This window comes from Pseudomonas sp. GW821-FHT01C01, assembly GCF_059422645.1.
In genome coordinates, this window is record NZ_JBWKXF010000024.1 from 70,170 (window position 1) to 83,344 (window position 13,175).

A 13,175-nucleotide genomic window follows, 5' to 3' on the forward strand; every position below is an offset into this window, starting at 1 on the left:
CTTAGATGGTCAGCGTCCAGTCGTAGTCCACGATCAGCGGCGCGTGTTGCGAAAACCGCGGCTGGCGTGGCAGGCGTGCGCTGCGTACGAAGCGGCGCAGGCCAGGGGTCAGCAGTTGATAGTCGAAGCGCCAACCGAGGTTGAGCATCTCCGCCTGTTCGTTATCCGGCCACCAGCTGTACTGGTCGCCTTCGCGGCTGACTTCACGCAGGGCGTCGACATAACCCATGTTGCCGACAATCTCGTCCATCCAGGCACGTTCAGGTGCCAGGAAGCCCGGAGATTGCTGGCTATCGCGCCAGTTCTTGATATCCAGCTTCTGTTGCGCCACGTACAGCGAGCCACAATAAATGTACTCGCGACGTTTGCGCCGCTGTTTATCCAGATAACGGGCGAAGTCGTCCATTAGCTTGAACTTCTGGTTCAAGTCTTCATCGCCGTTCTGCCCCGAAGGGAGCAGCAAGGTCGCGATGCTGACCTTGTCGAAATCGGCTTGCAGGTAGCGCCCGTAGCGGTCGGCCGTCTCGAAACCGAGACCGCTGATGACAGCCTTCGGTTGCAGCCGCGAATACAAAGCCACGCCACCTTGGGCGGGGACTTCGGCATCGCAGGCATAAAGGAAGTATCCATCCAGTTGGAAGGCTGGATCGTCCAGTTCAAAGGCGGAGGCGCGGGTGTCCTGCAGGCAGATGACGTCGGCATTCTGTGCTTGCAGCCAACTGAGCAAACCACGCTCGACTGCAGCCTGAATACCATTGACGTTCACACTGATGATCCGCATAAATGGCCCCAAAAATCGCGTGCGTGTATGATACACGGCGTCAAGCTAATTAGCTAAATCCGTGGTATTTGGGGTTTTTTTCATGCAAGCGTATCAGCGCGATTTCATTCGTTTTGCCATCGATCGCGGCGTTTTGCGCTTCGGTGAGTTCACCCTGAAGTCCGGGCGCACCAGTCCTTACTTCTTCAATGCGGGCCTGTTCAACTCAGGTTCGGCTCTGGCGCAGCTGGGTCGTTTCTACGCCGCCGCTATTGCCGAGAGCGGCATTCCGTTCGACGTTCTGTTTGGCCCGGCCTACAAAGGCATCCCGTTGGCGGCGACCACCGCCGTGGCGCTGGCTGAACATCACAACCGTGACCTGCCATGGTGCTTCAACCGCAAGGAAGCCAAGGCCCATGGCGAAGGCGGCAGCCTGGTTGGCGCACCGCTGACCGGCGAAGTGCTGATCATCGACGACGTGATCACCGCCGGCACAGCCATTCGTGAAGTGATGCAGATCATCGCTTCCCAGGACGGCGCCAAGGCCGCCGGCGTGCTGATCGCCCTGAACCGTCAGGAGCGTGGCAACGGCGAGCTGTCGGCGATCCAGGAAGTCGAGCGTGACTTCGGCATCCCGGTCATCAGCATCGTTTCGCTGAACCAGGTGCTGGAATTCCTGGCAGATGATCCGCAGCTCAAGCAGCATCTGCCAGCCGTGGAAGCCTACCGCGCCCAGTTCGGCGTCTGATCAGACGCTGGCGTTGCCCGTTCAATCGCCATCGCTGGCAAGCCAGCTCCTACAGAATCGGTGATATTCCTGTAGGAGCTGGCTTGCCAGCGATTGAAACGCCGCGGTTTATCAGGTGAACATCTGTGCAAAAAAAGACCCCGCTCAGCCAGGCTGAGCGGGGTCTTTTTGTTTGCGCTATCGCTTAGTGACGCTTGCGATTGCTGATCAGGGTGCCCACGCCGGTATCGGTGAAGATTTCCAGCAGGATCGCGTTCGGCACGCGCCCGTCGATGATCAGCGAACTGCCCACGCCGCCCTGGACCGCTTCCAGTGCGCAGCGGATCTTCGGCAGCATGCCGCCGTAGATGGTGCCGTCGGCGATCAGTTCGTCGACCTGTGCAGTGCTCAGGCCGGTCAGGACCTTGCCCGACTTGTCCATCAGGCCGGCGATGTTGGTCAGCAGCATCAGCTTCTCGGCTTTCAACGCTTCGGCGACTTTACCGGCCACCAGGTCAGCGTTGATGTTGTACGACTCGCCGTTGGCGCCGACACCGATTGGCGCGATCACCGGAATGAAATCGCCCTTGACCAGCAGGTTCAGCAGATCGGTGTTGATCCCGACCACTTCGCCCACATGGCCAATGTCGATGATTTCCGGGGTAGTCATTTCCGGGGTCTGACGGGTGACGGTGAGCTTCTTCGCACGAATCAGCTCGGCGTCTTTACCGGTCAGGCCGATGGCGCTGCCGCCGTGACGGTTGATCAGGTTGACGATGTCCTTGTTGACTTGGCCGCCGAGGACCATTTCCACCACGTCCATGGTCGCGGCGTCGGTGACGCGCATGCCGTCGACGAAATGACTCTCGATCGACAGGCGCTTGAGCAGGTCACCGATTTGCGGGCCGCCACCGTGAACCACCACCGGGTTGATGCCCACGGCCTTCATCAGCACGATGTCGCGGGCGAAGCCGGTTTTCAGCTCCTCGCTTTCCATCGCGTTGCCGCCGTATTTGATCACCAGTGTCTTGCCGACGTATCGGCGGATATAAGGCAACGCTTCGGACAGGACCTTGGCGGTGTTGGCGGCGGCTTCGCGTTCGAGGGTCATTCAGGGCTCCGGGTGAATCAGAACGGTAGTTGGAGATCAGGTGCAACACGCTTCAACTGGACTTTGAAAACGTCCTTGATGCGCTGCAATTCAGCCTCGTCATCGGCCTCGAAACGCAGCACCAGCACCGGTGTGGTGTTGGATGCGCGTACCAGGCCCCAGCCTTTGGCGTAGTCGACTCGCACGCCGTCAATGGTGGTCAGGTCGGCGCCTGCGCCCCACTGTGCGTCGTGCAGTGCATCAATGATGCTGAATTTGCTCTCTTCGGTCACATGGATATTGATTTCTGGCGTAGAAATATCGTTCGGGAAGGTCGCGAACAGCTCTTCCGCCGAGGATTTTTCCTTGCTGAGGATCTCCAGCAACCGCGCGGCGCTGTAGATGCCGTCGTCGAAACCGAACCAGCGTTCCTTGAAGAAGATGTGCCCGCTCATTTCGCCGGCCAGCAAGGCGCCGGATTGTTTCATTTTCTTTTTGATCAACGAGTGACCAGTCTTCCACATTAACGACCGACCGCCGTATTCCTTGATCAGCGGGATCAGGCGGCGGGTGCATTTGACGTCGAAGATGATCTCGGCGCCCGGGTTGCGCGCCACGACGTCGCGGGCGAACAGCATCAGCAGGCGGTCCGGGTAAACGATGCTGCCGGTGTTGGTCACCACACCGACGCGGTCGCCGTCGCCGTCGAAGGCCAGGCCGATGTCGGCGTTGGTTTCCTTGACCTTGGCGATCAGGTCGACGAGGTTCTCAGGCTTGCCCGGGTCCGGGTGGTGGTTCGGGAAGTTGCCGTCGACTTCGCAGAACAGCGGGATGACTTCGCAGTTCAGCGCTTCGATCAACTGCGGGGCAATCACGCCGGCCGCACCGTTGCCGCAGTCAACGACCACTTTCAGGCGACGGGCCAGCTTGATGTCCTGGACGATTTCGGTGGTGTAGCGGTCGAGGATTTCGACCTGGGTGATGCTGCCCTGGCCGCTGCTCAGGTTATTGGTCTTGAGGCGGTCGTGCAGGGCCTGGATCTGTTCGTTGGCCAGGGTGTCGCCGGCAATGACGATCTTGAAACCGTTGTAGTTCGACGGGTTGTGGCTGCCGGTGAGCATCACACCTGATTTGCCGGCCAGTACGTTAGCGGCGTAGTAGAGCGCCGGAGTCGGGACCAGGCCGACATCGCTGACGTGGCAGCCGCTGTCGGCGATGCCTTTGATCAATTGCGCGACCAGTTCCGGGCCGGACAAGCGGCCATCGCGGCCGACGGACACATTTGGCTCGCCCTGGGCCAGGCTTTGGGAGCCGACGGCGCGGCCGATCCAGTAAGCGGTTTCGGCGTTCAGGAATTCCGGGACGGTGCCGCGAATGTCGTAGGCGCGGAAGATGCTGTCAGGGAACTTGGGTGCGATTTTGGCCGGGGTGTTCATCTGTGGAAATGCTCCATCTCGAAAGTGGCTGGACAGGCCGCCGGGTCATTCGGCGGCAGGTTCAAACTGAAGGGTATGACGGCGTTTTCCACAGAGAGTTCGTGGTATGAAAGGGCCATGACACCCCTGATGGTAGGGGTTTGGCCGGGCAATGCCTTGATTTTCGGAGCTAAACCTTGCAGATGACAATTTGAATTTTGTGGGGAGGGAGCAAGCTCCCTCGCCACGATGGATCTCTATCAACGAGTGCCGGTATGGCCGAAACCGCCAGTGCCGCGCTCGGTTTCAACAAACTCGTCAACCATCTCGAAATGAGCTTGCACCACCGGCACCAGCACCAGTTGCGCCAGACGCTCACCGACCGGCATGGTGAATTCGGTCTGGCCACGGTTCCAGCAGGAGACCATCAGCGGGCCCTGGTAGTCGGAGTCGATCAGGCCGACCAGATTGCCCAGCACGATGCCGTGCTTATGGCCCATCCCCGAGCGCGGCAGAATCAGCGCCGCCAGGTTCGGGTCACCGATATAGACCGACAGGCCGGTAGGGATCAGCACGGTTTCACCCGGCTTGATCACGGTGTCCTGCTCCAGCATGGCGCGCAGGTCGAGGCCGGCGGAGCCCGGTGTGGCGTATTGCGGCAGCGGGAATTCGGTACCGATGCGGGGGTCGAGGATCTTGGCTTGCAAAGCGTGCATGTAAATTAAACCTGGTTCAGACGTTCGGCGATAAAAGTGATCAGCTGGCGAGCAATTTTGCTCTTGCTGGTCTGGGCGAAAAGTGTGGCGTGAAGCTCGCGATCGATGACGCTGCAGGCGTTTTCTTCGCTGTTGAAGCCAATGCTCGGGTTGGCGACGTCGTTGGCGACGATCAGATCGAGGTTCTTGTCTTTCAACTTGCGCGCAGCGTAATCGAGCAGGTGTTCGGTCTCGGCGGCGAAACCGACACTGAACGGGCGGTCGGGGCGGGTGGCGATAGTGGCCAGGATGTCCGGGTTACGCACCATCTGTAGCAACAAGCCGTCGCCGTTCGTAGGATCTTTCTTGAGTTTCTGTGGGGCGACGACTTCCGGGCGGTAGTCCGCGACGGCTGCCGAAGCGATGAACAGGTCGCAAGGGATGGCTGCTTCGCAGGCGGCGAGCATGTCGCGGGCACTGACCACGTCGATGCGAGTGACGCGATCCGGGGTCGGAAGATGCACGGGGCCGGTGATCAAGGTCACGCGGGCACCCGCTTCCACGGCGGCTTCGGCCAGGGCGAAGCCCATTTTCCCGGAGCTGTGGTTAGTGATGTAGCGCACCGGGTCGATGTTTTCCTGGGTCGGGCCGGCAGTAATCAGCACGTGCTTGCCGGTCAGCGCCTGGCGCTGGAAGCAGTCGGCCGCGCATTGCGCCAATTCAAGGGCTTCAAGCATGCGCCCCAGGCCGACGTCGCCGCAGGCCTGGCTGCCGGAGGCCGGGCCGAAGACCTTGATGTCGCGGCTTTCGAGGGTTTGCAGGTTGGCCTGGGTCGCTGGATCGCGCCACATGGCCTGGTTCATTGCCGGGGCAACGGCGACCACTGCATCAGTGGCCAATACCAGGGTGGTCAGCAGATCATTGGCGATGCCCTGGGCCAGCCGGGCAATGAGGTCCGCGGTACCGGGGGCGATCAGCACCAGATCGGCCCATTTGGCCAGTTCGATGTGCCCCATGGCCGCTTCGGCCGCCGGGTCCAGCAGGTCCAGGTGGACCGGATGCCCGGACAGGGCCTGCATGGTCAGCGGGGTGATGAACTCTGCGCCGCCACGGGTCATGACCACGCGCACTTCGGCGCCCTGGTCGATCAGGCGGCGAACCAGGTCGGCGCTCTTGTAGGCAGCGATACCGCCGCCGACGCCCAGAACAATGCGTTTCCGATACAGCCGCTGCATAGGCCTGCCTTTCAATTCGTGGGTGACATACGTAGCGAAACCCCCTCCCCAGGGTGAATTCGCCCGCAAAAAAGATGGGCTACGATATCACAGCGACCGCTACGGAACAGCGGTGCCCACAGACAGGGAGGTGCCATGAGTATTCGCGATTGGCCGGCGGCTGAACGGCCGCGGGAGAAGTTGCTGGAGCAGGGGGCGGCGAGTCTTTCCGATGCCGAGTTGCTGGCGATATTTTTACGAACCGGTGTGTCCGGCAAAAGCGCGGTAGATCTGGCGCGGCATCTGCTGAGCGAGTTTGGCAGCCTGCGTTCGTTGCTGGAGGCTGACCTTTCGACATTCAGCGAGCAGCTGGGCCTGGGCCCGGCAAAATTCGCACAGCTACAAGCCGTACTGGAAATGGGCCGGCGGCATCTGGCCGAGCGATTGCGCCACAGATCGGTGCTGGAAAACCCGCAAGCGGTGCGCGAATACCTCAAGTCGATGCTGCGTCACGAACCCCATGAGGTTTTCGGCTGCCTGTTTCTCGACTCCAAACATCAGGTGCTGACGTTTGAGAAACTGTTCCGCGGCTCGATCGACAACACCAGTGTTCACCCGCGACAGGTCGTCAAACGGGCGCTGGCCAACAACGCTGCGGCATTGATCCTCTGCCATAACCATCCGTCAGGTAACTCTGACCCCAGCCAGGCCGACCGACAGCTAACCAAACGTCTGCAAAAGGCATTGGAACTGATCGATGTACGGGTGCTGGACCATTTCATCATCGGTGATGGCAACCCGCTGTCGATGGCTGAGTATGGGTGGATGTAGAGAAGCGAACCCCCTGTGGGAGCGGGCTTGCTCGCGAAAATGGTGTATCAGTCAGTATTGATGGCGACTGACACTCCCTCTTCGCGAGCAAGCCCACTCCCACAGGGTTTTGTGGTGGGGCGGATTATTTGAGGTTGACCTTCGAATAGTCCTGCCGACCGAACGGGCTGACCGAATACCCCTCGACATCCTTGCGCGTCAGCGCGAAGGCCGTCGGGTGGGCCAGGGGTAGCCACAATGCCTGCTGCTGGATCTGCGCCTGGGCCTGTTCGTAGAGTTTGCTGCGCACACCTTGCTCGCCGGTGGTCTTGCCGGCGCTGATCAGCTTGTCCAGGTCCGCATTGCAGTAACGGGCGAAGTTGGTGCCGGACTTGACCGCGGCGCAGGAAAACTGCGGCGTGAGGAAGTTGTCCGGGTCGCCGTTGTCGCCGGCCCAGCCCATGAACAGCAAGTCGTGTTCACCGGCCTTGGCGCGGCGGATCAACTCGCCCCATTCGATCACGCGGATTTCAGCCTGAATGCCGATTTCCGCCAGGTCGGACTGAAGCAGTTGCGCCCCAAGGCTCGGGTTGGGGTTAAGCAGGCTGCCGGAAGGGCGGGTCCAGATGGTGGTCTGGAAGCCTTCCTTGAGCCCTGCCTTGGCCATCAAGGCTTTGGCCTTGTCGATGTCGTGAGGGTAACCCGGCAGGTTTTTCGCGTAGCTCCAGGTGTTGGGCGGATAGGGGCCATTGGCCGCCTCGGCGGTGTCTTCGAACACGGCTTTGACATAGTGGGCCTTGTCGAAGGCGAGGTTGATGGCCTGGCGGACTTCAGGCTTGTCCAGCGGCGGATGCTGGCTGTTGATGCCAACGAACGCAGTCATGAATGCGTCAGTCTTTTCGACTTTCAGGGTCGGCTCTTTCAGCGCTTCCTGCACGTCCAGGGGCTTGGGCGACAGCGCGATCTGGCATTCATTGCGACGCAACTTCTGCAAACGTACGTTGGCATCCGGTGTGATGGCGAAGATCAGCGGATCTACAGAGGGTTTGCCGCCGAAGTATTCGGGATTGGCTTTATAGCGAACCGAGGCGTCCTTCTGGAAGCGGGTGAAAACGAACGGCCCCGTGCCGATCGGCTGGCTGTTGAGCTTCTCGGGCGTGCCGGCCTTCATCAGTTTGTCGGCGTATTCGGCCGAGTAGATTGAAGCGAATCCCATGCTCAGGGTCGCCAGGAAGGTCGAATCCGGGTGGTCGAGGGCGAAGCGCACGGTTTGCGGGTCCAGTGCATCGATCTTCTTGATCAGTGCAGGCAATTGCATCGATTGCGCATGTGGGAAACCGCTCTGGGCGACTTTGTGCCACGCATTGGCCGGGTCGAGCATGCGGTCGAAGCTGAAAATCACGTCTTCGGCGTTCAGGTCACGCGTTGGGGTGAAATACTCGGTGCTATGGAATTTCACCTGCGGGTGCAACTTGAAGACATAGATCAGGCCGTCGGGGCTGACTTCCCAGCTGTCGGCGAGGCTGGCGACCACTTTGCCACTGGCCGTATCGAAGTCCACCAGGCGGTTCATCAGCACATCGGCCGAGGCATTGGTGGTGGTCAGCGAGTTGTACTGCACCACGTCGAACCCTTCAGGGCTGGCCTCGGTGCAAACGCTCAGGGCGGCGGCAAAGGCCTGTGGGCTCAGCAGAAGCGGGGCGAGCAATAGCGGTAGGGCAGCGAGGCGCATGGTCGGCTTCCTTTACAGATCGAAGGCCCATCTGCAAGTGCAGTCTGGAAAAGGCTTACCCTAGTGGGCTCTTTTGCAAATGACTATCCCCTTTTTCATTTTGAGGGGACTATAGGCGACTGATTTTGCTGTGCAGCGGTTGAACAAAACCCTTGGTTGGCTCGATGGCCGATTCTCTGCGACGAGCGGTCGCCATCGATGATAGCCTTTGTCCAAGGCGCTCGGAGCCCGAAAAACGGGGTTTTTGTGAATTCAACGCACACCGAATGTTGTTGCTCTCCAGTCTTTCTGGTATAAAGCAGCGCTCTTTTCTAGGGGCCCGGTTCCTTCACTGTAGGTGTAGCCGGTAAGACCTCTAAAGAAACGCGGCGCCTGGCGCCAAATGACTGAGAGATTAAGCGGCCAACCCATGCCGGGTTGGGCATGTGGTTTTAGAGGGCTGAGGCATGTCTAGAGTATGTCAAGTTACCGGTAAGGGTCCGGTAACCGGGAATAACATTTCCCACGCAAACAACAAAACCCGTCGTCGTTTCCTGCCGAACCTGCAGCATCACCGCTTCTGGGTTGAAGAAGAGAAACGTTTTGTGCGTCTGCGCGTATCTGCCAAAGGCATGCGTATCATCGACAAGCGTGGCATCACTGTCGTGCTGGCCGAACTTCGCCGCGATGGCAAGGTTTAAGGGAGCTAATCATGCGTGAATTGATTCGTTTGATTTCGAGCGCCGGTACTGGTCACTTCTACACTACCGACAAGAACAAGCGTACTACCCCGGACAAAATCGAGATCAAGAAATATGATCCGGTTGTTCGCAAGCACGTGATCTACAAGGAAGGCAAAATCAAGTAATTGATTTTTCCCTCTTACGAAAAAGGCCCGTATCGCGAGATACGGGCCTTTTTTGTTTCTGACCCCAATCGAGCCTCAGGAATTAACCGAAATAGATGGAAATGATGATGTCGTTTTCGTTGACGTTCAGGTTGATGCGTTCGGCGCGCGAGTCATAGGTCGCCACATAATTGCCCCACGGACGAGTCGGGCGGCCGGTGGTGTCTTCGACTTGCTTGCGCAGGGCTTCGGAGTAAGGCGAGCCGACCACGGACTTGATCAGTTCAAGTACCTGTTCGTCGGTGTAAGTGGTTGCGTTAGGCATGGTGCTTCCTTGCGGTGAGTTCATGTCGAGGCACTTCATTCATTGAAGCGCCTGTCGATGATCCGACCGAAATGGCTGCCGGGTGCGGTAATTATTTATCGTGTGTCTCAGGCTTTTTGTTCGAAGGCCACGTAAATTTTGCGGCACGCCTCCAGCACTTCCCAGGTGCCGCGAAAGCCTGCTGGAATCACGAAGCGGTCGCCCACGCGCAGGGTCTTGGCATTACCATCGAGGTCACGCAGCACGGAAACACCCTGCACGATTTCGCAGTATTCGTGTTCAGTGAAGTTCACCGTCCACTGGCCGACGGCGCCTTCCCACACGCCAGCGTTCAACTGTCCGCAAGGACTGTTGTAGTGGTTGTAAACCGCTTGCTCCGGATCGCCCTTGAGTACTTTGGTGGCGTCCGGGCGGTAGCGTTCGGCGGCGGTGGTGGCCTGGCTGAAGTCGACGACGTTCTGGATGTTCATTGTTGTTATCCCCCGTGATTGCGGCGCGGTTGGTTGATGAGCCCAAAGTCTATGTTTATTAAAATGAACATCGCAAGGCCGTTTGCCGGCCTTGTGTCAAATATATTGAAACTTCATGGGTGGCTGGTTTAGGGTGGTGGATGCCTTGGGCCGAAAAGCAGGCTGGCCGGGCAGAATTCCTGACAGCACCCGCGAAGAACGCGGGTGTCGTATCAATAAGAGGAGGACACTCGCATGACCACCCTGACCCGTGCCGACTGGGAACAACGTGCCCGCGACCTGAAAATCGAAGGCCGCGCCTACATCAATGGCGAATACACCGACGCCGTCTCCGGCGAGACCTTCGAGTGCATCAGCCCGGTCGATGGCCGTCTGCTGGGCAAGATTGCCAGCTGTGACGCCGCCGATGCCCAGCGCGCCGTGGAAAACGCCCGCACTACCTTCAATTCCGGTGTCTGGTCGCGCCTGGCGCCGACCAAACGCAAAGCCACCATGATCCGTTTCGCCGGCCTGCTGAAACTGCACGCCGAAGAGCTGGCCCTGCTTGAAACCCTCGACATGGGCAAGCCGATCAGCGACTCCCTCTACATCGACGTTCCCGGCGCGGCGCAAGCCCTGAGCTGGAGCGGCGAAGCCATCGACAAGATTTACGACGAAGTCGCTGCCACCCCCCACGACCAACTGGGTCTGGTAACCCGCGAGCCGGTTGGCGTCGTCGGCGCCATCGTGCCGTGGAACTTCCCGTTGATGATGGCCTGCTGGAAACTGGGGCCTGCACTGTCCACCGGTAACTCGGTCATCCTCAAACCGTCGGAAAAGTCGCCGCTGACGGCGATTCGCATCGCTGAACTGGCCGTCGAAGCCGGCATTCCGAAAGGCGTGTTGAACGTGCTGCCAGGTTACGGCCACACCGTCGGCAAGGCTCTGGCCCTGCACAACGACGTCGACACCCTGGTATTCACCGGCTCTACCAAAATCGCCAAGCAACTGCTGATCTACTCCGGCGAGTCGAACATGAAGCGCGTCTGGCTCGAAGCCGGCGGCAAGAGCCCGAACATCGTCTTCGCCGATGCGCCGAACCTGCAAGACGCTGCCGAAGCCGCTGCTGGCGCCATCGCCTTCAACCAGGGCGAGGTCTGCACCGCCGGTTCGCGCCTGCTGGTGGAGCGTTCGATCAAGGACAAATTCCTGCCGCTGGTAATCGAGGCACTGAAAACCTGGAAACCGGGCAACCCGTTGGACCCGGCGACCAACGTTGGTGCGCTGGTCGATACCCAGCAGATGAACACCGTGCTGTCCTACATCGAGTCGGGCCATGCCGATGGCGCCAAGCTGGTGGCCGGTGGCAAGCGTACGCTCCAGGAAACTGGCGGCACTTACGTTGAGCCGACGATTTTCGACGGTGTGAGCAACGCGATGAAAATCGCCCAGGAAGAAATCTTCGGCCCGGTACTGTCGGTCATCGCATTCGACAGCGCCGAAGAAGCCATCGCGATCGCCAACGACACGCCTTACGGCCTGGCCGCTGCGGTCTGGACTGCCGACATCTCCAAGGCTCACCTCACCGCTCGCGCACTGCGTGCCGGCAGTGTGTGGGTCAACCAGTACGACGGTGGCGACATGACCGCTCCGTTCGGTGGCTTCAAGCAATCCGGCAACGGTCGCGACAAGTCGCTGCACGCGTTCGACAAATACACCGAGCTGAAGGCGACCTGGATCAAGTTGTAAGCCGTTAAGGGAGGCCTGCCGAGTAGCAGGCCTCCCGAACGACGCAGATCCCTTGTGGGAGCGGGCTTGCTCGCGAAGGCGGTGTATCAGCCAACATTGATGTTGGATGTGATGGCCTCTTCGCGAGCAAGCCCGCTCCCACATTTGTTTTGTATGGTCTGAAAGAAACAACAATCCACAGGAGCGTGGAACATGCGTTGGGCGACTTATTTCGCCGTTTTGGCATCTGTCTTGAGTGTCGGTCTGGCCCTGGGGGTCAGCATGCCGCTGGTGTCGTTTCGCCTGGAAAGCTGGGGTTACGGTTCGTTTGCCATTGGTGTGATGGCAGCGATGCCGGCCATCGGCGTGCTGTTGGGGGCGAAGATCTCCAGTCATCTGGCGGCGCGTTTCGGCACGGCCAATCTGATGCGCCTGTGTCTGTGGGCCGGGGCGGTTTCCATCGGTTTGCTGGCGCTGTTGCCGAGCTATCCGATCTGGTTGGTGTTGCGGCTGATGATCGGGGTGATCCTGACCCTTGTATTCATCATCGGTGAAAGCTGGATCAATCAACTGGTGGTCGAGCAATGGCGTGGGCGGCTGGTGGCGCTGTATGGCAGCAGCTACGCACTGAGTCAGTTGGCAGGGCCGGTGTTGCTGGGCTTCCTTGGCACCGAGCACGATTATGGCTTTTGGGTCGGCGTCGGTTTGCTGATGGCTGCACCGTTTCTGTTGCTGGGCCGTAGCGGTGCACCGAGCAGCGAGGCCAGCAGCGTGACCCTGCGTGATTTGCTTGAGTTCTGTCGTGGCCTGCCGGCGATTGCCTGGGCGGTGTCGCTGTTCGCCGCGTTCGAGGCGATGATTCTGACGCTGTTGCCGGTCTATTGCCTGCGCCAGGGCTTCACTACGGAGATCGCCCTGGCGATGGTCAGTACGGTGGTGGTCGGCGATGCGGTGCTGCAATTGCCGATAGGTGCGTTGGCCGATCGCTTGTCGCGCCGGGCGTTGTTTACCGGCTGCGCAGTCGTCTTGCTGGTGTCGAGCCTGGCGATTCCGATGCTGATCGATACACTGCTGATCTGGCCGCTGTGGGTCCTGTTTGGCGCAAGTGCCGGCGGCTTGTTCACCTTGTCACTGATTCTGATCGGCGAGCGTTATCGCGACGATGCGCTGGTGCGGGCTAACGCGCACATCGCCCAGCTGTGGGGGATTGGTTGCTTGATCGGGCCGCTGCTGGCGGGTGCCGGCAGTCAGTGGATCAGCGGGCATGCGTTGCCATTGCTAATGGCGGTGGGGGCCCTGGGTGTGTTGATTGTGGTGTCGCGGCAAGGGGCGTTTGGCGCGGTTCAGCCAGCATAGCTTTTGTAGCAGCTGGCGAAGCCTGCGTCCGGCTGCGCAGCCGGACGC

General features: G+C 59.8%; 13 protein-coding genes and 1 pseudogene. 6 read left to right on the forward strand and 8 right to left on the reverse strand.

The annotated features are described in order from the left end of the window. Nucleotide 1 precedes the first annotated feature (1 nt). The gene (gene crc / locus AC07XF_RS16375; RefSeq protein WP_003176915.1) at nt 2-781 is read right to left on the reverse strand and encodes a catabolite repression control protein Crc; all 780 of its coding nucleotides are present in this window, start codon (nt 779-781) and stop codon (nt 2-4) included. Between the two features lie 82 nt (nt 782-863). On the opposite strand from crc, the gene pyrE reads away from it, so the two are divergent. Next, nucleotides 864-1,508 (forward strand): orotate phosphoribosyltransferase, encoded by a 645-nt coding sequence (gene pyrE / locus AC07XF_RS16380; protein ID WP_007954442.1) that lies wholly within the window; start codon nt 864-866, stop codon nt 1,506-1,508. 184 nt (nt 1,509-1,692) lie between these two features. Here the strand turns inward: pyrE and argB are convergent, their stop codons facing one another. The 4 genes and pseudogenes from argB to coaBC form a co-directional block, all read right to left on the reverse strand. Further along, nucleotides 1,693-2,598 carry an acetylglutamate kinase gene (argB, locus tag AC07XF_RS16385; protein ID WP_007996521.1) on the reverse strand — a complete coding sequence of 302 codons (906 nt, stop codon included), beginning with the start codon at nt 2,596-2,598 and terminating at the stop codon, nt 1,693-1,695. Between the two features lie 17 nt (nt 2,599-2,615). After that, nucleotides 2,616-3,992 (reverse strand): annotated as a pseudogene (locus AC07XF_RS16390) (phosphomannomutase/phosphoglucomutase); the annotation flags it as partial. Nucleotides 3,993-4,252: 260 nt separating this feature from the next. After that, nucleotides 4,253-4,708 (reverse strand): dUTP diphosphatase, encoded by a 456-nt coding sequence (dut, locus tag AC07XF_RS16395; protein ID WP_102700100.1) that lies wholly within the window; start codon nt 4,706-4,708, stop codon nt 4,253-4,255. A 5-nt stretch (nt 4,709-4,713) separates the two neighbouring features. Then, nucleotides 4,714-5,922, reverse strand: a complete 1,209-nt coding sequence (gene coaBC / locus AC07XF_RS16400) for a bifunctional phosphopantothenoylcysteine decarboxylase/phosphopantothenate--cysteine ligase CoaBC (protein ID WP_007989564.1) — start codon at nt 5,920-5,922, stop codon at nt 4,714-4,716. A gap of 135 nt (nt 5,923-6,057) precedes the next feature. Between coaBC and radC the strand changes: the two genes are divergently transcribed. Next, a complete protein-coding gene (gene radC / locus AC07XF_RS16405) occupies nt 6,058-6,732 on the forward strand; it encodes a RadC family protein (protein WP_495027299.1) in 675 nt (224 codons plus the stop codon). Between the two features lie 124 nt (nt 6,733-6,856). Here the strand turns inward: radC and AC07XF_RS16410 are convergent, their stop codons facing one another. After that, nucleotides 6,857-8,443: an ABC transporter substrate-binding protein gene (locus AC07XF_RS16410; protein ID WP_495027300.1), complete on the reverse strand. Its 1,587-nt coding sequence runs from the start codon at nt 8,441-8,443 to the stop codon at nt 6,857-6,859. Nucleotides 8,444-8,889: 446 nt separating this feature from the next. Between AC07XF_RS16410 and rpmB the strand changes: the two genes are divergently transcribed. Next, complete coding sequence (gene rpmB, locus AC07XF_RS16415) at nt 8,890-9,123, forward strand: 50S ribosomal protein L28 (RefSeq protein WP_007975166.1); 234 nt, start codon at nt 8,890-8,892, stop codon at nt 9,121-9,123. Between the two features lie 11 nt (nt 9,124-9,134). Then, nucleotides 9,135-9,290, forward strand: a complete 156-nt coding sequence (gene rpmG, locus AC07XF_RS16420) for a 50S ribosomal protein L33 (RefSeq protein WP_003177274.1) — start codon at nt 9,135-9,137, stop codon at nt 9,288-9,290. An 82-nt stretch (nt 9,291-9,372) separates the two neighbouring features. Here the strand turns inward: rpmG and AC07XF_RS16425 are convergent, their stop codons facing one another. Beyond that, complete coding sequence (locus AC07XF_RS16425; protein WP_495027301.1) at nt 9,373-9,594, reverse strand: hypothetical protein; 222 nt, start codon at nt 9,592-9,594, stop codon at nt 9,373-9,375. A gap of 107 nt (nt 9,595-9,701) precedes the next feature. Further along, nucleotides 9,702-10,064 carry a cupin domain-containing protein gene (locus tag AC07XF_RS16430; protein WP_495027302.1) on the reverse strand — a complete coding sequence of 121 codons (363 nt, stop codon included), beginning with the start codon at nt 10,062-10,064 and terminating at the stop codon, nt 9,702-9,704. 234 nt (nt 10,065-10,298) lie between these two features. Between AC07XF_RS16430 and AC07XF_RS16435 the strand changes: the two genes are divergently transcribed. Both AC07XF_RS16435 and AC07XF_RS16440 read left to right on the forward strand, forming a co-directional pair. Then, complete coding sequence (locus AC07XF_RS16435) at nt 10,299-11,792, forward strand: aldehyde dehydrogenase (protein WP_495027303.1); 1,494 nt, start codon at nt 10,299-10,301, stop codon at nt 11,790-11,792. A gap of 192 nt (nt 11,793-11,984) precedes the next feature. Beyond that, a complete protein-coding gene (locus AC07XF_RS16440; protein WP_495027304.1) occupies nt 11,985-13,127 on the forward strand; it encodes an MFS transporter in 1,143 nt (380 codons plus the stop codon). The last annotated feature ends 48 nt before the right edge of the window (nt 13,128-13,175 follow it).